The following is a 20,088-nucleotide window of genomic DNA, read 5'->3' as shown; positions in this document are numbered from 1 at the left end:
GGATAATTGAAAGTGATTGTTCGCAATTTAGAAACAATTGACTTTAGAACGCTTTCTATCTTTGTCACAAGCTGTCGACTACTGAGCTTAACCAAGTGCGCGCTGGAGTTAAACCTACCAAAATCTACTGTTAGCAAAGCCATAACCAAACTCGAACAACACTTTGAAGCCAAACTGCTAGAGCGCACAACCCGAAAGTTAGTGATCACCGAAGCTGGCCAAATGGTTTTAGAGCGTGCTGCAAGCTTAGTTGAGGAATTCCACTCAATTGGCCATGACGTTCAGGAGATGGAACAACAGATCCAAGGCCGGCTGCGTATTTCCGCGCCACCAGCGTTGGATGCGTATATGGCGGAGCACATCTTTTTGCCATTTTTAAAACAATGGCCAAAAGTACAAATTGCGTTAGAAGCATCGAACGATTTTGTTGATCTCTTTTCACACGGCTTTGATATGGCAATTCGAGTCGGTCAGATAGTTGATGATCGATTGATCGCAAAAAAATTAGGCTATACCACTCGAGTTCTGGCTGCTAGCCCTGAGTATTTAGCTGAGTTCGGCGTACCTGAAACGCCAGAAGATCTGACAAAACACAACTGTTTGAGGTATCAATATGTTTCAGAAATAGGGCCTTGGACGCTGATCTCACACGATAATACCGTCAATGTTTCAATAACCAGTAACTTCTCAAGTACAACTGTAGAAGCAATATTGAAAGGTGCACTTAAAGGACTAGGCATCGCTAACTTACCTGTGCAAAACATGACGCAAGAGCTAGAAAGTGGCACCTTAGTCAGAGTGTTGCCGCAATGGCACACGGTACCAATGCCTATTTATCTAGTCTATCGTCCTGGAGCAAACCGCCCACGGCGCGTACAAGCAATGATTGACCATATCATGAGCTTAAGATCTCAATTTGAATTTGGCCCTAGGCATGGTTTGTGTTGCGGAGAAGCATAACCTAGCAACTATCAGGCACTAGCATGCGGCTCGGATAAATGCCGCAAGCTTCTCACTAGCATGCTGTTCACTCAATGCAGACATATCACCCGCGGCTTCCACTTTACCATCTGCCACAAACACAAAGTGGCTGGCAATCGCTTTGGCATCGCTTAAATGGTGCGTGACCATCAATACGGTTATTCCCCGCTCTGCTGCGAGTTTTTTTACCAAGCTCAGCATCTCTTCACGCAACACCGGATCAAGCGCCGAGAACGGCTCATCCAATAGCCACATGGGATGAGGCTGAACAAAACAACGCGCTAAGGCAACACGTTGACGCTGGCCACCAGAAAGATGCTCTGGCAAACGGTCGAGGTACTCTGCAACACCAACTTGCTGCGCGGCTTGTTCAATCTGACGATTTTGGTCCACCGTAAGCTTTAGCCCTGGGTGTAAGCCCAAACCGATGTTGTCACGCACCGATAAGTGAGCAAACAAATTGTGCTCTTGGAACAACATAGAGAACGGACGCAGATAAGGCTCTTTACGCACAATGGACTCACCATCAACACAAATATCACCACGGTCAGGATGGATGAATCCTGCCACCAACGCCAGCAAGGTTGACTTCCCTGCCCCACTTGGTCCCATCAGCGACACAATCTGTCCTTGCTCAATCGTTAAGTCAAAACGAAACAGTTCACGTTGGTAGGTGTACTGCACATCATCCAACACTAACATTACGCTCTCTCCTTCGTTTTCAATACTTTCTCAATCAAGGCAAAACAGCCCACACTCAACAACAATAAGGTCACCGATACCACCGCAGCCGCGTCCATCTGATAGCTGCCAAGCAGCTGGAATAAATACAGAGGTAAAGTGCGGAACTCTTGCCCGCCAAACAACGCAATAGCACTTAAATCGCCAATCGCAAACATAAAGCTGATCGCAAACGCATGTGCAAACGGCTTGCGTAGCGCCTGCCACTCCACCACTTTAAACCGTTGCCAGCCACGCATGCCTAAGCTGGCACATACATACTGATACTGTTGTTCAATGTGCAGCATTGGCTGCGCTAGCGTTTTGATCACGTAAGGCAAAGCCATCAAACCGTTCACCAAAATCACGACAAAAAATGCCAAGCTAAAAACATCGGTAAATGCGCGCAGTAGTAAGAATAAACCGGTGCTAATCACCAGACCTGGAGTCACCAAAATAACGGTGCCGATTAACTCAATCTGATCGGCTCGCGTGTTTTTGTACTGCAACCGCCAACGGCGACTGGTCAATAGTATGGACACCCCAGCAGCGACCGCAAGCGCGCTAGCGACACAGGCGACTTTGAGGGAGTTCAATAGCGCAGACCAAAAACGCTCATCGGTTAATACTGTCCAAACTTGTTGGTTGATGCCACTCAGTAACACCATCAATAACGGCGGTATTACCAGTAAAAAGGCACCTATGATCCAAAAGCTATCCCAAGCTTTTGACCACCCATGATCCTTCGTTAAATATTGCTGTACCGATGTGCTTCCAGCACTGATAGAAACAGGCCTTGTTAACTTCTGCACTCCAATAGCAAGCAGTCCACATAACAGCATCTGCCACAGCGCCAATAACGCCCCAGCTTGTAAATCAAAATCAAACTTAATCGCTTGGTAAATGGCCAATTCAATGGTGGTGGATTTTGGCCCGCCCCCCAACGCCATTACAGTGGCAAAACTGGTAAAGCACAACATAAACACCAACCCACAAACGTGGGGAAGCTGCTGCCTTAAACGCGGCCATTCTACCCAGCGAAACTTATCCCAATGGCTCATCCCAAGATGCGCGCAAAGCTTATGCTGCTCGGCAGGAATAGACTCCAAGGCTTGCAGAAGCAATCGTGCCGCGTAAGGTAAATTAAAGAACACATGGGCGAGTAAAATGCCGTTCAAACCGTAAATAGAGAATGGCAGTTTAGTGTCGAAACTTTGCAACCACTGCTCCAACAAACCACTGTTGCCATAAATCGCTAACAGCCCAAAAACACCAACCAAAACCGGCAAAACCAGTGTCGATGCAAATAGCTTAAGCAGTAATGATTTACCAATAAATTGGCGACGCGAAAGTGCGTGCGCTACTGGAATGGCAAAGCCAACACTGAGCAATGTGGAAAGAAACGCTTGGTAGAAACTGAACTTGGTGACATGTTGATAGTACGGGTCGCCCCATACCACAGACACATCAAGTGAAGGGGCTTGAACAATCAAAGCACCTAGGGCAGAAATAACAAAGGTCGCGATGATCATCGCGACCCCTAAACCTATTTTTGGAACAGAATTCAAAGGTAAAACCTATCTCATTCAGATGAGGATGGAAACGTCAGCTAAAACGTCAATGCGCTTTGCCATTCGCGAATCCAAGACTTACGCATTTTTGCCACTTCATCAGCACTAAAGCTCAACGACTTGCTTGGAACACTCAAAGTTTCAAAACCTTTAGGTAACTCAACGTCAGTGACTGGGTACATCCAGTTACCCGTTGGCATCGCCGATTGGAACTCATCACTTAAAATGAAACTCATAAATTGATCAGCAAGTTCTGAATTTTTTGCCCCTTTCACTTTGGCGGCTACTTCAACTTGCATGTAGTGGCCTTCAGCAAAATTCGCCGTAGCAAACTTCGAATCGTTTTCCGCAATTAAGTGGTACGCAGGTGAAGTGGTGTAAGAAAGCACTAAATCGGACTCACCATTGAGGAACATAGAATACGCCTCAGACCAACCTTTCGTGACCGTTACGGTTTTGCTCGCTAGCTTCTGCCACGCTTGCGTCACATCGTCGCCATAAATAGATTTCATCCATAGCATTAAGCCTTGGCCCGGCGTTGAAGTCCGCGGATCTTGGTAAATCACTTTCAGATCGTCGCGCGTTTCCACCAGCTCTTTCATGCTTTTCGGCGGATTAGCCAGTTTCTCTTTGTTGTACACAAACGCGAAGTAGCCGTAATCGTACGGTACAAACGTCGTGTCACTCCAACCGTTTGGTAACACTGTGTTAGCCGTATCCACATTGTGCTCGGCAAGCAGACCGGTTTTCTTCGCTTCTGCCATCAGATTGTTATCCAAACCTAATACGATGTCCGCTTTGCTATTACCGCCTTCAAGACGAAGACGATTCAGAATCGACACACCATCGTCCAACGCTACGAAGTTAACGTCACAGCCACATTTTGCTTCAAAAGCTTGCTCGATTTTAGGACCCGGCCCCCAATCTGCGGCAAAAGAGTCGTAGGTATAGATGGTTAATGTGTTTTCAGCGGCAAACGCTGAAGTAGAGGTGATTGCAGCTAGGGCAATCAGATTTAGAGTAGGTTTCACTGCTCGCTCTCCATGAGTATTTCAGAGAAATAAGTTGAGCGGCACAGGGTTTGAGGCGGCTATTAAGGACTTCCAATATCCAGACTCAATTCCTACGCCAGCATTATCTGGTTCAGGTAATACGGGTCCCTAGTTAAACACTTAGGTCTCAGCGCCCCAATGCATTGATTGACTCAATGCTAAATGGGTTTGCTCCCCGATGAGTTGGATGGATTGTAAAGGTATTTGAGTGGTTACACAATCAGCTCACGAGCGCTGGTCATAACCCCAACGAGGCACCAAACCTTGCTCAATACCTAAGTGGTCAAGAATTCTCGCCACCATAAAATCCACTAAGTCTTCAATACTCTTTGGCTGATGATAGAAGCCTGGAGCTGCTGGCATGATGGTGACGCCCATTTGCGACAGTTTGTGCATGTTCTCCAGATGTAGCGTTGAAAATGGTGTTTCGCGAACCACGAGCAACAACTGCCCGCGCTCTTTCATTACTACATCAGCGGCCCGTTCGATCAAGTTGTCCGACATACCATGTGCTATGGCTGCAACGCTTCCCGCAGAGCATGGGCAAACCACCATTTGCTTGGGTGCAGCAGAACCAGAGGCAACCGGCGAGAACCAATCGTCTTTACCGCAAACGGTGATGTTATTTCGATTGCAGTTCAGGTGCTCTACCAATGCTTGCTGCGCTGCTTCTGGACCACTTGGCAGCTTAAGATTATGCTCGGTTGCCATCACAACACGAGCTGCCGAAGAAATCAGAACGTAGACATGATAATCCGCCGCAACCAAGCATTCTAAAAGACGAAGGCCGTAGGGAGCACCAGAAGCACCCGTTAATGCCAACGTGATGGCTTTTTTATGAGAGGGTTGTGTTTTGTTTTGCATATCAATCAGGCTTTTTGTTTTAACTGCTCAAGAAGTTTTCCGTGAATACCACCAAAGCCACCGTTGCTCATGACTAGAATTTGGTCACCTGGTCGCGCACGTTCGACGATCTTGGCTACAAAGTTATCTATATCCGCATCGACAAACGCTGGCTGTGTGCATTGGTCGGCAATGTCTTGCACAGACCACTCGATATTATCTGGCTGGAACAAGAAGACTTCATCTGCACTGTGTAGTGACTCTGCAAGTGTGTTTTTGTGTACGCCACGCTTCATGGTGGCAGAACGCGGCTCTAACACAGCTAGGATGCGTTTTTCACCTACCTTGTTACGCAAACCACCGACAGTAAGTTCAATTGCCGTTGGGTGATGCGCAAAATCATCGTAAACCGTCACACCTTGTTCTTCACCTTTCAGCTCTAAACGGCGCTTGGTATTGATGAAACGCCCTAATGCTTGGCAAGCAAGATCCGGAGTGACTCCAACATGTCGTGCAGCAGCGATTGCCATCAGCGCATTATCCACATTGTGGTCACCCACCAAATTCCATTCGACGGTACCAACCTTCTCGCCTTGCAACGCAACGTCAAATTTTGAGCCATCAAGCACTAATTTGTGCGCTTGCCAGTCACCATTCTCACCAGAGAACTGTTTTTCAGTCCAGCAGCCACGCTCTAATACATCCGCTAACGCCTGATCTTTTCTCGGCGCTAAGATCAATCCATTGCCCGGTACAGTTCGCACTAAATGATGGAATTGGCGCTTGATCGCTTCTAGATCATCGAAGATATCAGCATGATCAAACTCAAGATTGTTCATGATTAAAGTGCGAGGATGGTAATGCACAAACTTAGAACGCTTATCGAAAAAAGCACTGTCATATTCGTCCGCTTCAACGACAAAAAACATACTTTCACCCAAACGAGCAGACACTCCGAAGTTACCGAGTACCCCACCGACTAAGAAACCCGGTTGATAACCACAATCTTCAAGTATCCAAGCAAGCATGCTCGACGTGGTCGTTTTCCCATGTGTACCCGATACCGCCAATACCCAACGATCATGCAGCAAAAACTCGTTGAGCCACTGCGGGCCAGAGGTGTAACGCATGTTAGTGTTGAGCACATGCTCGACACACGGGTTGCCACGGCTCATCGCGTTACCAATCACCACAAGATCTGGTTGGGGGTCGAGTTGAGACGGGTCAAAGCCTTCAATAATTTCAATACCTTGAGACTCAAGCAGTGTGCTCATTGGCGGATAAACGTTGGCATCAGAACCAGTGACTTTATGTCCTAATTGGCGCGCTAGAATCGCCGCGCCGCCCATAAATGTGCCACAGATACCCAAGATATGAATGTGCATAAACTAAACCTTGTAATGCGTTTTTTAATGCTTTCATTATCGCGATTACCGCCTGAAAAGCGAGTGACTTTAGCCTTCTTCTTGCAGTCCCTTTCACAAATATGACAAGGTTGAACACAGACTGTACAACCTCTTGCTTACTGATGAATCCCTCAAACAAGTCTACAAATAAATTGAGATCTCAAACAGTTACTTCATTACCATTAAAAAGATCTGCGACTTAAACTTACATCCAGCGCAATCGTTTAACATCCATAAAGAGATGCTCACTTGCGCACTACCCCCAATGAAATGAAAATGTAAGGATTAACCATGTCAGGACTGCGCACCCTAGGCGAGTTCATTGTCGAAAAACAAGCGGATTTCCCCCACGCTAGCGGTGATCTATCATCCCTTTTAGCCTCCATTCGTTTAGCTGCAAAAATCGTTAACCGCGAAATCAACGCAGCGGGTCTCGGTGATATCACTGGTGCTGTAGGTACGGAAAATGTCCAAGGTGAAGATCAGCAAAAGCTCGATGTTTACGCGAACGATAAGTTCAAAGCCGCGCTCGAAGCTCGTGATCAAGTGTGTGGCGTTGCCAGTGAAGAAGAAGACGAAGCAGTTGCGTTCAATAAAGAACTCAACCAAAACGCCAAATATGTAGTACTGATGGACCCACTTGATGGCTCTTCTAACATCGATGTGAACGTCTCTGTTGGTACTATCTTCTCGATTTACCGTCGTGTTTCTCCAATCGGTACTCCACCAACTGAAGAAGACTTCCTACAACCTGGTCACAAACAAGTGGCTGCGGGCTACGTAATTTACGGCTCCTCCACCATGTTGGTATACACAACTGGTAACGGCGTAAACGGCTTTACTTACGACCCATCTATCGGCAGCTTCTGTCTTTCTCATGAAAACATGATGATTCCTGATGATGGTAAGATCTACTCCATCAACGAAGGTAATTACATTCGTTTCCCTCAAGGGGTGAAGAAGTACATCAAGTACTGCCAAGAAAACGTGCCAGAAGACGGTCGCCCATACACTTCTCGCTACATTGGCTCGCTGGTTGCTGATTTCCACCGCAACCTACTGAAAGGTGGTATCTACCTTTACCCAAGCACACAAAGCCACCCACAAGGCAAGCTACGCCTGCTTTACGAATGTAACCCTATGGCATTCCTCATTGAGCAAGCTGGGGGCATTGCATCGGACGGCGTGAATCGCATTATGGACATCAAGCCTACTGAGTTGCACCAGCGTGTACCTTTCTTTGTGGGTTCGAAGAACATGGTTCGCAAAGTTGAAGAGTTCCTTGAACTGCACCGCGACGAAGAATAATTTCAGACCTTTGTCCAACGCGGCAGGTGTTTACCTGCCGCGTTTTTGTCGCTAAAGTGAAACGCGAATTTATCATCAGATGAAGCCGCTTTTGTGTGACTCATCGTTAATGAAAAGGAATATTCTAATGAGCTTAAACCATGTACCAGCAGGCAAGTCGCTGCCTGAAGATATCTATGTCGTTATCGAAATTCCTGCAAATGCAGATCCAATCAAGTACGAAGTAGATAAAGACTCTGGTGCTGTATTTGTCGACCGTTTCATGTCTGCACCAATGTTCTACCCATGCAACTATGGCTACGTGAACAATACCCTGTCTCTTGATGGCGACCCAGTCGACGTATTGGTACCAACACCATACCCACTCATGCCAGGTTCAGTCATTCGCTGCCGTCCTGTTGGCGTTTTGAAGATGACAGATGAATCGGGTGAAGATGCAAAAGTGTTTGCGGTTCCCCACTCAAAAATCTCGAAAGAGTACGAGCACATCCAAGATGTGGACGATATCCCAGAACTACTGAAAGCGCAGATCACGCAATTCTTTGAGCGTTACAAAGAGCTTGAAGCAGGCAAATGGGTGAAAGTGGATGGTTGGGCAGATGTTGCTGCCGCCAAAGCTGAGATCCTAGAATCTTACGAGCGCGCTCAGAAAAAATAAGCATCACTGCTGATACAAAACTAAAAAGAGCTGCTCTAGGGCAGCTCTTTTGCTTTCATCTTACCTGTGTCAACTAGATAGGTGCGCCTGCTGAAGACATTCGTCCAGCGTCGTAGTCATGTTGAAAGAAGGGGTCAACATCATCACAAATGCCAAAATACGGCCGCCCGATAACACCGAGCATATAAGCACTTTGCTCGCAATACTCTTGCTTGCCTTGCTGGTAACCCGCTTGATAAGCCATTATCAGTTCTGCCGTCGCATGGTTAACATCATCCAGCTTCGCAATTCGCTCCTCAGATAACTCCCGTAATCCATCTAAAGCTGACTGCTTACCAAACACTTGCCAATCGGTCACATTATTCGAAGTCGGTAGTGTTGTTTGTGCGCATGCAGCAAGAAGCAACGCCATTGATCCAATTACGAATGTTTTCATCGTGACTCCTTAGTGTTTAGCTCGTTGCTATTGATAATGTCAGTATAGCTCACACCTTTTGACACCAATCTCCGGAAGCGATTTCTTCGGTTAATTGCTCAGTATCTTGATATAAGTAGATCCAAGCTTGGCCAAACGGCGTAACGATGCTCTCTCGGCGATATTCCACTGGCACATCTTCTAACCTATCTAGCTCGGATAAGGTTTCATCATCAATCAGATACACTTCACCTTGAATCGAGCGTTGCCCATCAGACAACGCTGGATAAGGGCCTAAGTCATACATTGCAAATTGAGCATCCGTTTCATGTAAACCAAGAAACTGCGCCGAGCGCAAATACTGATGGTTGTACTCTCCCTTGCGTAACGTGCCGTAGACAAAAATCAAATGCTGCATAACCACTCCTTAGTCATGACTGTGTATGCTTAGGTTAAAGCACTTTAATCGAACTCAAACTGATAGAGTAGGTCAACGGCGCTATCTACACCAGATACCGCTTCTAAATACAAGTCTTGCATCAATCGGTAACGCACAGTGAACTCACCTAGGGAGTTAAAGATGCCGACACCATATTTCACCTGCAAACCTGGCAGAATATAACCACTCACCGTCACTTGCGAGTCATCGCCCGACCCAGCAGTGTCCAGCTGTAAATCCTGTACGCCAAAGGCTTCACCGATTTCACCAACCACACGCCCACTCTTCGCCAAGCTTAAACCAATTAAGGTAGTCGTCATTGCATTACCACCAGCTTCACCATCAATATCTTGACCACGAAGTAGATAAGAAAGTGCATTGGCTTGGTTCATCGCGGGCTCTGAGAAAATTTCTATACTCGGATCAGATGCTGGGCCCGACACTTGTACCCCCGCAATGACATCATCTTGGGTATTGTCTGGATTACGAATCGCTTTGATAGACAAGTAAGGTTGATCTGGTGGACCATTCATCAGAATCTTACCTTCTTTAATCAATAAGTCCTGACCAAACGAACGATAAGAACCGTCGACAACATTCACTTCACCAACGATGAAAGGACCTTTGTCTTTTTGTGTCACGTTTAGGTTCCCTTTCAACCCACCTTTTAAACCAAAAGCGGCAAGTTGGAAGTCATCACCAATTTTAATGTTGATGTTCGTTTCCACATCAAACGGCATCGCAGCCACATCGTCCACTGGCTGCAAGTTTTTATCGAGAATAACGGTATCACTCGATACGCCTACCGCACTTGGTGGAAGCTCTTCGACGACAATTCTGCCCCATGGCAAATTAATATCACCCTCAATTTTCGCAAGCTGAGGAGTCACATCTATTGTCATGTCAGGCTCAACTTTGATTTTTACCATTGGGGGCAAATCAACATTGAGCTCTTTAGCAAATACACGCGCTTTAGTGCGCCAGTTCTGTAAGTCCTGCCAGTCGGCATCACCGGTAACGCTCAACTCACCATCCGGGGTTAAAATTCCAGCATCCAAGTCCGCTTGATGACCTTTAAAGTTGATGACGACCTGTCCTGAGTTTATATCTATCGGTGTGACTTCACCCTGTAGCTTCATTTGGTCAATCAAGAACTGACCGTTCACCTTCGGATGCATAACGTCACCTGATATCGCTAGGTCAGTATTCATGTTTGCTTTAAACAAGCTGTACTCACCAATCAACGGTGCCAAGAAGTCCAAGTGGAACGTAGAGAGTGAAACCTTACCATCAATAGTGGGCTTTTCAGACGAGACATTCAGTAAAGAAACCTTACCAGACAAGTCACCGTTATCTTTCACATCAAATAGCCACTCGGCATCAAGCTTGTCTTTCGCTAATGCTGCTTTAAAGTTGAAGCTTTCCCAACCGACTTTAATTGGCTGTTCAAGCGCTTGTTCAACTTGGCCTTTTGGCATATTGACACTTAAGGTTACTTCAGGCTTTTTCTCTGGTGCCCATTTAGCAAAAGCCTGTGCATTAACCGAGCCTTGCAGCTTGGTTTCTGGCGGCAGGAATTGTTTGATTTGGTCAAAATCAAAATCATTGATGGCTAACTTCGCCTGGCCACTCTTACCGACACTAATGTCTTCGGTTAGACATACGCTCGACTCAGCTTGCAACCAACAATGCGCTTGAACGTTCGCGATCTGTTTGTCGATATTGACCTTCACCGCGGTCGATTTTTGCAACGCCCACGGGCCTTGTTGCGAGCTCAGCGTCAAGCGGCGCAGCGCCCCATCCCAAATCATTTCTGGTTTCTGCTGGAATGTCCCTTCAATTTCTAAACTGGTCGACACCAGGTCAGACACTACATCGAGCGTCAGTTGATGCAGTTTTTCATCCCCAGAGACTTCAAGGTCAGCACTATCAACTTTTATGTCGTCATAGGTAATGTTGTTCGCAATAAGGCTTATGTTCGCTTTTGGTGCTGGCAGAGGCTTCACATCACCCTTTAAGGTGATCGTTTCTACGTTCGCCTGTTGCTGCCAGTTAATCTGATTTAAAGCGAGATCAAGATTGATGTCTGGTTCTTTCAAGCTACCACGTAGTGCGACTTTACCTTGCATCTTACCTGCAAGGTCCGGAACACTTTTCGCAAAATCAGGGAAGTTAACCTCAACATCCATCAGAATTTGCTTATCGATCTTACCCTTTGCACTCAGTTGGTTCGGGCCATGAGAAAGCGCTAAACCCTGAGTGGTAAGTTGGATGTCTTCGCCTTTGCCGTTCTTATCAGACGCTTCAAGTTGCCCTTCAACATTCAGCGGATAACCTCGCAAAATGCCGTCAATGTCTAACTTAGGCAAACTGACTTGCCAACCGCCTTGTTCTGTTAACGACCCCGAAGTCGAAAGATTACCGCTGATATCCCCTTCGGCTTCTTTCCATTGTAAACCTGGTTGAATGTTTTTCAGGTTTAAGTCAGCTTGCCAGTTGATTGGCGCGGCCCAATTGGCCATGACTTTCCCAGAGAGTTCGCCTCCCAGGGTTTTCACTACAAGGCTTTCGAGGTCAATTTGCTCTAACGTACCTTTGCCGTTTAGTGCGACATCAACGGCGGGAATATCTTTGCCCGAAGCTTTGGTTTCTAATGCGACTTCGTAGCCATCAAGTGAGCCTTTTGCCGCCAAGCTTGGTACAGAAACCTGGTAATCGCTTTGTCCAAATAGCGGCCATTGCGCCTGTACATTTTTAATCGCGACATCAAACGGCAACTGTGTTTTAAGCGGTTGAATATCACCTTTGATCTCCGCTTGTACAAGCTCAGAAAGCGTAGCATTTAGTGACAAATCACCAACCGAACCCGAGACCGAAAGCGACAGTTTTTGTCCCTTCGCATCCGCTTGCTTCACTAACGCGTCCAATTGCGCTTTGATAGGGTAATCAGAAGAAAGCGTCACTTGTGTGCTCAACTTGCCTTCCACTTCTGGCATGTCGAGCTCTAACGTTTTGACATCAACACGTTCACCGCCTGCTCTTGCAACCAAACCAAGATGATTGACGATCACTGGCGTTTCACCCGCCAGTTTGAAATTGTGAATATCAAGACGACGCGCTTCAACCGTCAGTGGAATCCATACTTCGGGTAACACAATATCTTGCGGCGTAACGTCAGTTTCTTTCGGCTCCTCGGCAGCCGCTTCAGGTTCAGCCTCACTTGGTGCTAAAGCCACATTAATGTCTTTCAACGCGGTAGGTGCGATCACCAAACGATCACCCTGCATCGACAAAGCGGTCGAGAATGTTTGCCAATCAATTTGATTGCCCAGCACATTGACATTGATGTCATTAAAGCGGACTTTATTAACAAAAATTGGCACTGGCGTACTGATAGAACGCAGTGGTGGTGTTTCCTCTTGCTCCTCGCTTGCTGGCGGTAGTTCTGGCATCTTAAAGTCAAGCCCCTGCAGTCTTAACTCATCGACACAGACCTTAGGGTCAAAGAAACAGCGGAAGTTCACTGCCAAAGCTAAACGCTCGACTTTGGCATCGATATTCAAAGACTCATCGACAAAACTGACGTTATGCAGTTCGAAGCGAGGAAACAATGAACCCTGCACTTTTTCAATCTGCAATTGTGGTAGTGCTTTTTCAGCTCCCCACAAGGCAAATTTGAGGCCTGGGTGGGTAAATAAAACTGTCGCGACAATAATGATGAGCAACAGCAATAGACCAATCAAACTGAGCGACAGCCATTTGGTCCACTTAAACATCATTTTGATCATAGCTCAGGCCCCAATGAGAAGTGGATACGAAACTCTCGTTCTGGTTTTGCATCCAACCCCCATGCAAAATCAAAACTAACAGGGCCCACCGGAGACGCCCAGCGGATACCAACACCAGCACCTGATTTCCAATCTGGTGTTTCATTAAACGCATCACCAATATCGTAAAACGTTGCAGCCCACCAGTTTCCATAAACACGATATTGGTATTCTAATGTACTGCTAACAATGTATTTACCACCCGTCAAAGCACCACTCTCATCCACAGGTGAAATAGATTCATAGCCGTAACCACGAATATTATTGTCACCACCAGCGAAGAAACGCAGCGACGGTGATAGTTTTTCAAGTTCATCGGTAATATTCGCACCACCTTCTAAGCGGAACAAACCACGATGATTCTCTCCAATACCACGAATCCAAGAAGTCGAGCCAATTAAGCGGAGCACTCTAGTTTCAGAAAGCATAGCGGTATCACCATACTCAATAGTGATGCTTTGCTTGTCTCCCCACATTGGCATATTGCCCCCTCGAACCCTAGTCCGAGAAAATGTCGCACCTGGAAGTACGAAGTTGAATTCATCATCTTGTAAACCTTGCGTAAAGCTCTCGTACAAATGACGAACATAAACGGTATTATGCCAACCACCGTCTGCTAACCAATGACGTTCCACTGCAAGGTTAGACTCGATACTCTGCGTGTCACGGTTGTCTAGATTTTTAAGCCCATATTGAACTTGATAATAATCGTTAGCGACATCTTCTAAAGGAATTTTGTAAGAAGCAGTCACGGTTTGCTCTGGCTTAGATAGGGATAAAGCAGTGTTGAAACTGTGTCCTCGGGAGCTCACCCAAGGTTTCTTCCACTTCAACGTTCCTCGAACGCCGACATCCGTTGAGTAACCAATACCCGTCTCGATCTGATTCTTGGAAGCAGGAGATAAAGACACTTTAATTGGCAAGTCTCGGCCATCATCAAGCCTATCCAATTCAGGCTCAACAAAAACTGAGGAAAACCACTCCGTATTTGATAGCTTCTGGTTAAACTCGCCCAGCTTCGAAACGTTGTATGGGTCCCCTTCCTTAAAAGGCTGTAGTGATGCGACACGGTCTTCCCAGATGTGGTTGCCAATAAAAGAAACGTCGCCAAAATTGAAACGTATTCCACTGCTGTAGTGCAAACGGACATTAGCTTCGTTCAGATCAGGGATAACCTCTAATCGACTTAGCGTAAACTCACCATTGAAGTAACCACGCTGAAGCGCCAAGTTACGAATGCCTGACTTAAGGCTGTCGTATTGGCCTTGATTCAAAACTTGACCAACTTTTAGCGGAGAGCGCTCAATAAGTTTTGCAAACTCTTCATCGTCTTTAGCCTCTCCAGTGATGACCACATCCATGACTTTCACTTTCACTGGCAAGCCCGGCTTGATGAGCACAATTAACTCATCATTCGCTTCAGGAATAGAGTATGAAATTTTTGCATGATAATACCCAAGCGCGTTAAGCGCTTCAGTGATACTTTGATCTAATCTCGCTTGAAAACGCAGAGAAGTGGAGTAATCCTTCTCTGGAATAGATGACAGATACGCACTGACATTCTCTTCTAAAGCGCCATCAATGCCTTTCAAAGTCAAAGAAACATCGGCATAGGCACCATGAGAAAAGGCAAACAGGCCAACAATGGTGGGGAGAGCTTTTTTTATCATGCTTTTATGGCTGAATGAGGTTAAGTAAACGTAAATAATGATAACGCCAATTAGATTCTAAGTCTGTAATATTAATAGGTTTAACGCGGTCTATGTCATCACAGCATCAGATACAGACGAAATGAAAAAGTTCGCAAATTTAAGACACGTATTGAAGGACAAATACCATGCTCAACAAACAAACATTGATCAGTATAGAAGATGCCTTGCCAGGTAGAGATCAACCAATGCAGATTGACGATCATCATTTTGTAAATAAATCTAACCTAAAGGCGCCTCTGACGTCACACCAACAACAGATTTTGCTCGGAATGGGCTGTTTTTGGGGCGCTGAGCGCGTATTTTGGCAACTCGACGGCGTTGTATCTACTTCGGTCGGTTACGCTGGGGGGTACACACCCAATCCCACCTATGAAGAAGTCTGTACGGGTAAAACGGGTCATACAGAAGTCGTTCGAGTCGTTTTCGATGAACGCGTCATCTCATTAGAAAAGCTACTGGCTGTTTTTTGGGAAAAACACGACCCAACTCAGGGAATGCGTCAAGGTAACGACTTAGGTACTCAATATCGTTCTGCAATTTACACTTATTCGACGGAGCAACTCGAGAGCGCAGAGAAATCGAAACTCTTGTATCAACAAGCACTGCAAGAAGAGCAACGCGCGAACATCACCACCGAAATACAACCAGCAGGTCCGTATTACTTTGCGGAAACCTACCACCAGCAATATTTGGCGAAAAACCCTGATGGTTACTGTGGCATCGGAGGAACGGGAGTTTGCTTCCCACCAAGCCTCCAAGGATAAACCTAACCAGCAACAAAAAGAGCGACCGATATGGTCGCTCTTTTCTAAATCTAAGTGGGTACCAAGCTAACTAAGCCGATAATGATGCTATCACTTGGTTGACTTCTTTAAAGATGGTGAGCCTTTTATGATCGTTGACGTCAGGTAGTAACACTTTGCCATTGTCGAACTGAAAACAACCAACCCCGACAATAAAAAACTGACCTTTGAACAACGTTTTAACAAAACGGGCCACTTGTAATGGTCGATATACAGCAAACTCACGTAGCATAACTCACCTCAATTCCTTTGAGAAAACACGGATTGCTTATTTTTCCTCTGCAATCTTAATGCGCAATTTGCGACGGAACTCATTTTAGCAAATTCTAAATATAACGCAAGATTACACCACTCCATACGTTAAATAAATGTTATAAACGGTCCTACAAATTTCTAAGATCTGGATATATACTGGAAGCTTCCAAACCTCGTACGGAATATAACAATATGAAAACTAAGACTCTCCTACCTCTACTACTGGCCTTAACGCCAAGCTTGACCTTTGCACACAACTTGTCAGTAGGAAAAAGCGTTCCTCCTGTCAATGTTGCCGCTTACGGCGAGATTGTTTTACAAGGCGAAGGCGTTGCATACCAACCCTGGGCAACTCAACATATGCAAGGCAAAGTTCGTGTTATTCAAGCCATCGCAGGCCGTAGCAGTTCAAAAGAGATGAATGCCCCTTTAATGTCGGCAATAACAGCGGCAAATTTTCCACAAGAAAGCTACCAGACGACGACTATCATCAACCAAGATGATGCAATTTGGGGGACAGGCTCTTTCGTGAAGTCTTCAGCTCAAGACAGCAAAAAAGAGTTTCCTTGGTCATCCATGGTTCTTGATGAAAGTGGCGTAGTTGCTAATACTTGGGACCTGAAAGAAGAAAGCTCGGCCATTATTGTTCAAGACAAAACGGGCAAAATTCTGTTCGTCAAAGAGGGCGCACTTGAGCAAGATGAGATAACAAAAGTCATTGAGCTTATTAAACAGAACATCTAGCTTCATTGAATGGCTCCTTGCTCTTGCTGTAAGGAGCTATATGAATTTGATTAGAAGCATGGGCAGTGATAACTCTGCTCTTTATAAGTGCGACACTTCCATCAGAGAGTATTACCAATATTTTTCGGCACGTATGTGTGGAGTTAAATTTTTCTGCTAGCCAACAAAAGAGTGAACTTTTATTCATTATGGGTGTTATATTATAACAGTCGGTAAGAGGAGCTCAGATGTACCACCACCAGCAAAAAACACTAAGATATTGGTATCGCACTGCTTTATTTTTCAGTGTTGCGTTGCTGATCGCTTGGAACTTTGCGGTTGTACTTCATCAAGTCGATCTGACGCCCGACCATCATACCCATCATCATTGCCAATTATTTTCTGGTGTTCAGCACGGTATAGCAAAGGTACAACCTACCCTCTCTACACCGACTTTTACGCGCGCCCAGCATCATCATGTTTTTTTGCATCTCGTGTACGGCGAAGAAGTTCTTGGCGCTGCTCGTGCCCCTCCTTATTTTGCTTAATTTCCAAACTATTCCACACTCAAAATTATTGAGTTCATTCCCGCACCTAGTGTGTCAGGGAACAATAACTTAGTGAAACTCGAATCTGAGCAATACCGCCTTTGGTTAATGCCAGTAAAATTAGGAAAAATACAATGTCATCAAAACACGTTTTAGCCCTTGCTATTGGCCTCACTTTATCGACAGCAGCGAATGCAAACGAATACCGCCAGCATGGTGCTCATGTGCATGGTCACGTCGAGTTTAATATCGCCCAAGATGGCAAAGATCTGTTAGTAGAGATCACAGCTCCTGGAGCTGATGTTGTGGGTTTCGAACATGCTCCAGAAAACGCACAACAAGAGCAAGCGCTTAAACAAGCCGTCGCTACACTCGAAGACAGCAACGCATTGTTCGCTATTAACTCACAAGCTGATTGTAATATTGAAGAAGCTTACGTGAGCCACAACCTAAGCGAAACTCATGAGGAACATGATCATAGTGAGCACGACCATGATGACCATGCACATCACGATCATGAAGGACACGAACACCATGATCATAATGAACATCATGATAAACATGACCACCATGACGATCATGATGAGGCGCACGATCATGGCGGTCACGGTGAATTTTCGGTGCAATATCGCTTCAATTGCGAACAAGTTAATCAGCTTAGCCAAATCCAAACCGATTGGTTTAACCAATTCCCAACTACAGAGTCCATCAGCGTCAATATATTCACTGATACCATGCAATCAGCAATTAAATTAAGCAAAGATAACACCCAAATCGTAATCAAATAACACGAGTGGCGTGTAAGTACCCACTTACACGCCACAGCTTTGGTGATTTAATATGACTGAAACCACACCAAATGTTGTCGAGCTAGAGGATGCCCAATTTTTCTGGCCCGGTTCAACCAACGCGACCATCCACATCCCCAAATTACACATTACACAAGGCGAACATGTGTTTATCAAAGGTCCAAGTGGCTGCGGTAAATCGACCTTGCTCGCTTTGTTGACGGGGATTAACACATTAACTTCAGGCTCTCTATCTGTACTCGATACTGACCTTGCTAGTTTAAGTGCCAGCCAGAGAGACCGCTTTCGCGCCAATCATATTGGCTACATCTTTCAACAGTTCAATTTATTGCCTTACCTTAACGTACTTGAAAACGTATTATTGCCATGTCAGTTCAGTAAAATACGACGTGACCGTGCCCATTTAGATGCCTCATCTAAAACGTTAGATGAACAGGCTCAGGCCCTACTAGAACGACTGCACTTGCCAAACGAGCTTCATACACGCCCTGTCTCTGAATTGAGTATTGGTCAACAACAACGTGTGGCTGCGGCTCGAGCTCTGATAGGACATCCAGAGTTAGTGATCGCTGACGAACCAACCTCAGCTTTAGACTATGACAATCGTAAAGCATTTATTGAGCTCCTTATGGAGCAAGCGAATCAAGCCAATGCCACACTGGTATTCGTTAGCCACGACCCAACACTCGAACCCTTATTCGATCGCACGCTCAATCTACCCGACATTAATCAAGTATCTAGCCTAGGAGCCATATCATGAGTGCTGTTGTAAAGCTCGCCTGGAAAAGCTTGATGAACCGCAAAGCGACGGCAATTCTAACCATCATGACCGTTGCGATTTCAGTGGTACTCCTCTTGGGCGTCGAGCGTATCCGAACTCAAGCCAAGGATAGCTTCGCCAATACAATTTCAGGCACTGACCTCATTATTGGTGGACGCTCTGGGCAAGTGAACCTATTGCTCTATTCTGTGTTTCGTATTGGTAATGCGACCAACAACATCGATTGGAAAAGCTACCAAGAGTTTGCCAATCATCGTTCAGTCGATTGGGCTATTCCAATCTCGCTTGGCGACTCGCATAAAGGCTTCCGAGTTATGGGAACCAATCACAGTTACTTTGAGCATTACAAGTTTGGAAGTAAGCAACCACTAACATTTGGCAAGGGTAGAGAATTCAATGGTTTATTTGAAACCGTGCTAGGTTCTGATGTCGCTAAACAACTTGGTTATGATATCGGTAGCGAAATCATCATTGCCCACGGCATTAGCGACGTTGGCTTTAGCCGTCATGACAATCTGCCATTTAAAGTTGTCGGTATCCTTGCTCCTACAGGAACACCAGTCGACAAAACTGTCCATGTATCATTGGAAGCCATCGAAGCCATTCACGTTGGGTGGGAAAGTGGTGCGCGTTTGGGCCCGACACCCAAGGCACAAGATCTCAAAAACAGAGACTTTCAGCCCAAACAAATTACCGCTATGCTCGTTGGTTTGAAATCTCGTATTCAAACTTTCGCCCTGCAAAGACAAATTAACACCTACCCCAAAGAGCCGCTTAGCGCCATTATGCCCGGCGTTGCGTTGCATGAGTTATGGGGAATGATGTCGGTTGCAGAGCAAGCCCTAATGGCAGTATCTGGTTTTGTCGTGATTGCAGGGTTGTTAGGTATGTTAAGCAGTCTATTAACTAGCCTACAGGAACGCCGCCGTGAAATGGCGATTTTGCGTGCCATGGGAGCAAGGCCTCGTCATGTTTTCTCACTCTTAATTAGTGAAGCTAGCTTGCTTACTGCTGCTGGTATTATTACTGGCGTTACTGGGCTGTATGCCATTCTTGCTATCGCGCAGCCGATCATCCAACAGCACTATGGAATACATCTCACCTTAAGCATCTTATCTACTTATGAGTGGATGCTATTAGGTTTCGTACAATGCGCTGGTATTGTGATTGGTTTCATTCCCGCACTCCGCGCCTACCGACAGTCACTGAGTGACGGAATGACAATAAGGATTTAATA

At 45.8% G+C, this 20,088-nt stretch carries 19 protein-coding genes and 1 riboswitch; of the genes, 9 read left to right on the top strand and 10 right to left on the bottom strand.

Features of this window, described 5'->3' with window-relative positions:
• Positions 1 to 12: 12 nt before the first annotated feature.
• Entirely contained in the window at positions 13 to 960 is a 948-nt protein-coding gene (locus KJB35_RS11570; RefSeq protein WP_005379650.1) for a LysR family transcriptional regulator, read from the top strand.
• Between the two features lie 18 nt (positions 961 to 978).
• On the opposite strand, the gene thiQ is transcribed toward KJB35_RS11570, so the two are convergent.
• From thiQ to mpl, 5 genes are all read right to left on the bottom strand, one after another.
• On the bottom strand, positions 979 to 1,683 hold the full coding sequence (thiQ, locus tag KJB35_RS11565) for a thiamine ABC transporter ATP-binding protein (protein ID WP_005379648.1): 705 nt from the start codon (positions 1,681 to 1,683) through the stop codon (positions 979 to 981).
• Positions 1,683 to 3,269 carry a thiamine/thiamine pyrophosphate ABC transporter permease ThiP gene (gene thiP / locus KJB35_RS11560; protein ID WP_213907989.1) on the bottom strand — a complete coding sequence of 529 codons (1,587 nt, stop codon included), beginning with the start codon at positions 3,267 to 3,269 and terminating at the stop codon, positions 1,683 to 1,685. Before thiP ends, thiQ begins: the two co-directional genes overlap by 1 nt.
• A gap of 41 nt (positions 3,270 to 3,310) precedes the next feature.
• Positions 3,311 to 4,303: a thiamine ABC transporter substrate binding subunit gene (gene thiB, locus KJB35_RS11555; protein WP_130544794.1), complete on the bottom strand. Its 993-nt coding sequence runs from the start codon at positions 4,301 to 4,303 to the stop codon at positions 3,311 to 3,313.
• Positions 4,304 to 4,375: 72 nt separating this feature from the next.
• Positions 4,376 to 4,512, bottom strand: a riboswitch (TPP riboswitch).
• A 37-nt stretch (positions 4,513 to 4,549) separates the two neighbouring features.
• On the bottom strand, positions 4,550 to 5,188 hold the full coding sequence (locus KJB35_RS11550; protein WP_005379640.1) for a flavin prenyltransferase UbiX: 639 nt from the start codon (positions 5,186 to 5,188) through the stop codon (positions 4,550 to 4,552).
• Between the two features lie 5 nt (positions 5,189 to 5,193).
• On the bottom strand, positions 5,194 to 6,552 hold the full coding sequence (gene mpl / locus KJB35_RS11545) for a UDP-N-acetylmuramate:L-alanyl-gamma-D-glutamyl-meso-diaminopimelate ligase (protein WP_033906021.1): 1,359 nt from the start codon (positions 6,550 to 6,552) through the stop codon (positions 5,194 to 5,196).
• Positions 6,553 to 6,864: 312 nt separating this feature from the next.
• On the opposite strand from mpl, the gene fbp reads away from it, so the two are divergent.
• Together fbp and ppa are read left to right on the top strand one after the other, a co-directional pair.
• Entirely contained in the window at positions 6,865 to 7,881 is a 1,017-nt protein-coding gene (gene fbp / locus KJB35_RS11540) for a class 1 fructose-bisphosphatase (protein WP_005383114.1), read from the top strand.
• Between the two features lie 127 nt (positions 7,882 to 8,008).
• A complete protein-coding gene (ppa, locus tag KJB35_RS11535; protein ID WP_005379635.1) occupies positions 8,009 to 8,539 on the top strand; it encodes an inorganic diphosphatase in 531 nt (176 codons plus the stop codon).
• 73 nt (positions 8,540 to 8,612) lie between these two features.
• On the opposite strand, the gene KJB35_RS11530 is transcribed toward ppa, so the two are convergent.
• From KJB35_RS11530 to KJB35_RS11515, 4 genes are read right to left on the bottom strand one after another with little or no spacing between them, the layout of a single operon-like run.
• Positions 8,613 to 8,975, bottom strand: a complete 363-nt coding sequence (locus tag KJB35_RS11530; RefSeq protein ID WP_005379633.1) for a DUF2799 domain-containing protein — start codon at positions 8,973 to 8,975, stop codon at positions 8,613 to 8,615.
• 49 nt (positions 8,976 to 9,024) lie between these two features.
• Positions 9,025 to 9,372 carry a gamma-glutamylcyclotransferase gene (locus KJB35_RS11525; protein WP_033906019.1) on the bottom strand — a complete coding sequence of 116 codons (348 nt, stop codon included), beginning with the start codon at positions 9,370 to 9,372 and terminating at the stop codon, positions 9,025 to 9,027.
• Positions 9,373 to 9,416: 44 nt separating this feature from the next.
• The gene (locus tag KJB35_RS11520) at positions 9,417 to 13,181 is read right to left on the bottom strand and encodes a translocation/assembly module TamB domain-containing protein (RefSeq protein ID WP_213907988.1); all 3,765 of its coding nucleotides are present in this window, start codon (positions 13,179 to 13,181) and stop codon (positions 9,417 to 9,419) included.
• Complete coding sequence (locus tag KJB35_RS11515) at positions 13,178 to 14,890, bottom strand: autotransporter assembly complex family protein (protein WP_005383121.1); 1,713 nt, start codon at positions 14,888 to 14,890, stop codon at positions 13,178 to 13,180. Before KJB35_RS11515 ends, KJB35_RS11520 begins: the two co-directional genes overlap by 4 nt.
• A 167-nt stretch (positions 14,891 to 15,057) precedes the next feature.
• Between KJB35_RS11515 and msrA the strand changes: the two genes are divergently transcribed.
• Entirely contained in the window at positions 15,058 to 15,696 is a 639-nt protein-coding gene (gene msrA, locus KJB35_RS11510; RefSeq protein ID WP_017633451.1) for a peptide-methionine (S)-S-oxide reductase MsrA, read from the top strand.
• A 70-nt stretch (positions 15,697 to 15,766) separates the two neighbouring features.
• Here the strand turns inward: msrA and KJB35_RS11505 are convergent, their stop codons facing one another.
• Positions 15,767 to 15,967, bottom strand: a complete 201-nt coding sequence (locus tag KJB35_RS11505; RefSeq protein WP_005379612.1) for a DUF1107 domain-containing protein — start codon at positions 15,965 to 15,967, stop codon at positions 15,767 to 15,769.
• 215 nt (positions 15,968 to 16,182) lie between these two features.
• On the opposite strand from KJB35_RS11505, the gene KJB35_RS11500 reads away from it, so the two are divergent.
• The 5 genes from KJB35_RS11500 to KJB35_RS11480 all read left to right on the top strand — a co-directional run bounded on the left by KJB35_RS11500 (position 16,183) and on the right by KJB35_RS11480 (position 20,086).
• Positions 16,183 to 16,734, top strand: a complete 552-nt coding sequence (locus KJB35_RS11500) for a YtfJ family protein (RefSeq protein WP_054574246.1) — start codon at positions 16,183 to 16,185, stop codon at positions 16,732 to 16,734.
• A gap of 227 nt (positions 16,735 to 16,961) precedes the next feature.
• Positions 16,962 to 17,261: a DUF2607 family protein gene (locus tag KJB35_RS11495; protein WP_005379608.1), complete on the top strand. Its 300-nt coding sequence runs from the start codon at positions 16,962 to 16,964 to the stop codon at positions 17,259 to 17,261.
• 134 nt (positions 17,262 to 17,395) lie between these two features.
• A complete protein-coding gene (locus KJB35_RS11490) occupies positions 17,396 to 18,049 on the top strand; it encodes a DUF2796 domain-containing protein (protein ID WP_085569684.1) in 654 nt (217 codons plus the stop codon).
• 52 nt (positions 18,050 to 18,101) lie between these two features.
• Positions 18,102 to 18,830: an ABC transporter ATP-binding protein gene (locus KJB35_RS11485; RefSeq protein WP_213907987.1), complete on the top strand. Its 729-nt coding sequence runs from the start codon at positions 18,102 to 18,104 to the stop codon at positions 18,828 to 18,830.
• Entirely contained in the window at positions 18,827 to 20,086 is a 1,260-nt protein-coding gene (locus tag KJB35_RS11480) for an ABC transporter permease (RefSeq protein WP_053306844.1), read from the top strand. Before KJB35_RS11485 ends, KJB35_RS11480 begins: the two co-directional genes overlap by 4 nt.
• Positions 20,087 to 20,088 lie beyond the last annotated feature (2 nt).

Origin of the sequence: Vibrio sp. D431a (assembly GCF_030248655.1) — a bacterium.
GTDB classification, from domain to species: domain Bacteria; phylum Pseudomonadota; class Gammaproteobacteria; order Enterobacterales; family Vibrionaceae; genus Vibrio; species Vibrio alginolyticus.
The sequence above is the reverse complement of the archived record's forward strand: the minus strand, read 5'-3'. Positions and strand labels throughout refer to the sequence as shown.

Coding starts and splice junctions, on each gene's coding strand:
- KJB35_RS11485 (WP_213907987.1), top strand. CDS start 18,102: ATGACTGAAACCACACCAAATGTTGTCGAGCTAGAGGATGCCCAATTT.
- KJB35_RS11525 (WP_033906019.1), bottom strand. CDS start 9,372: ATGCAGCATTTGATTTTTGTCTACGGCACGTTACGCAAGGGAGAGTAC.
- KJB35_RS11505 (WP_005379612.1), bottom strand. CDS start 15,967: ATGCTACGTGAGTTTGCTGTATATCGACCATTACAAGTGGCCCGTTTT.
- ppa (WP_005379635.1), top strand. CDS start 8,009: ATGAGCTTAAACCATGTACCAGCAGGCAAGTCGCTGCCTGAAGATATC.
- KJB35_RS11480 (WP_053306844.1), top strand. CDS start 18,827: ATGAGTGCTGTTGTAAAGCTCGCCTGGAAAAGCTTGATGAACCGCAAA.
- KJB35_RS11490 (WP_085569684.1), top strand. CDS start 17,396: ATGTCATCAAAACACGTTTTAGCCCTTGCTATTGGCCTCACTTTATCG.
- thiQ (WP_005379648.1), bottom strand. CDS start 1,683: ATGTTAGTGTTGGATGATGTGCAGTACACCTACCAACGTGAACTGTTT.
- KJB35_RS11515 (WP_005383121.1), bottom strand. CDS start 14,890: ATGATAAAAAAAGCTCTCCCCACCATTGTTGGCCTGTTTGCCTTTTCT.
- KJB35_RS11520 (WP_213907988.1), bottom strand. CDS start 13,181: ATGATCAAAATGATGTTTAAGTGGACCAAATGGCTGTCGCTCAGTTTG.
- KJB35_RS11550 (WP_005379640.1), bottom strand. CDS start 5,188: ATGCAAAACAAAACACAACCCTCTCATAAAAAAGCCATCACGTTGGCA.
- KJB35_RS11530 (WP_005379633.1), bottom strand. CDS start 8,975: ATGAAAACATTCGTAATTGGATCAATGGCGTTGCTTCTTGCTGCATGC.
- KJB35_RS11495 (WP_005379608.1), top strand. CDS start 16,962: ATGTACCACCACCAGCAAAAAACACTAAGATATTGGTATCGCACTGCT.
- fbp (WP_005383114.1), top strand. CDS start 6,865: ATGTCAGGACTGCGCACCCTAGGCGAGTTCATTGTCGAAAAACAAGCG.
- KJB35_RS11500 (WP_054574246.1), top strand. CDS start 16,183: ATGAAAACTAAGACTCTCCTACCTCTACTACTGGCCTTAACGCCAAGC.
- msrA (WP_017633451.1), top strand. CDS start 15,058: ATGCTCAACAAACAAACATTGATCAGTATAGAAGATGCCTTGCCAGGT.
- mpl (WP_033906021.1), bottom strand. CDS start 6,552: ATGCACATTCATATCTTGGGTATCTGTGGCACATTTATGGGCGGCGCG.